Source organism: Candidatus Symbiopectobacterium sp. NZEC135 (genome assembly GCF_025962695.1).
Window position 1 is genome coordinate 1 of record NZ_JAGFPF010000687.1, and the last position, 1,040, is coordinate 1,040.

General features: G+C 57.7%; 1 protein-coding gene and 1 pseudogene. Both read right to left on the reverse strand.

All coding sequences use genetic code 11. The features are described from left to right. Positions 1 to 464, reverse strand: a 464-nt coding sequence (locus J5224_RS29735; RefSeq protein ID WP_264628659.1) for a 1,2-dihydroxy-3-keto-5-methylthiopentene dioxygenase, incomplete at its 3' end; no start/stop codon positions are given. A 116-nt stretch (positions 465 to 580) separates the two neighbouring features. Continuing rightward, positions 581 to 1,040 (reverse strand): annotated as a pseudogene (locus J5224_RS29740) (MFS transporter); the annotation flags it as partial.

The window sequence follows — 1,040 nt, forward strand, 5'->3', positions numbered from 1 at the left end:
ATACGGATGGCGGTGAAGTCCGGTTGTGCGCCGCAGTCAAACCAGTGGCGGGTGTTGGCCGGAACGCGCAGCAGATCACCCGCTTCACAGGTTAAACGAAACACCTTGTCGCCCAGCGGAACGAAGAACGTGCCGCTACCCGTGACAAAAAAGCGCACCTCGTCTTCGCTGTGGGTATGTTCCTGCAAAAACTTCTCGCGCAGCGCCTGTTTGTCGGGGTGATCCGGCGTAATGCGGATCACATCGGCGGCGGTGTAACCCTCTTGCAGTTTGAGGCGCTCAATATCCTGCTGAAAATGAGTGAGCAGTGTGTCACTGTCCACCGTTGCGGGCAGCGAGCCAATCTCCCAGCGTTCGAGCTGGATTCCGGCACCCGCCAGCAGCTCGGCGATATCGCCGAAGGCGGCCAGTTGCTCAGCGGGCTGTGCCGTGTGCGGCAGTTGAAATATGGATAATGTGGTCATGGGCGTTCTCCGCAAAAGAGGTAGACCATAACCATTCTCTTTACAGGGATAAATCGCAAGACGAATTATTTATAACTTATGCAGTCAGGTTGTTTATTATTATGATTTTGTTAATTTTATTTCGCTTTGGTTAACCGCGGGATGAACGTTAGTACGATGGCCAGCGTCGCCAGCGTCAAGATCACGCCACCGTATACATAGGTGGTGGCGATCAACCCCAGATGCTGCGTCAGGTAGCCTGCAATGATGGCGGGTACGCTGTTTGCCAAATAGCTTTCGATGTAGAACACGGCGGTGAGGCCGGCGCGTTCGTGTGGCTTTGCCAGCGGAAGCACGCTACGCAGCGCACCGAGGAATGCCATGCCAAACCCCAACCCGGTGATACATGCCCCCGCCAGCAGCCAACCGGTGCTGGCGCGATGGACCGCGAACAGCATCAGCGTCATGCCGACAATCAGGCAGAGCGCGCCCGCGCGCAGTGTCGGTGTGGCGGCAGTGCGCCGCGCCAGCAGAATCGCCACCGCACCGCTTAGCGTCAGGGCTGCGACGGATATGCCGCTCAGCCAAGGGGAAACC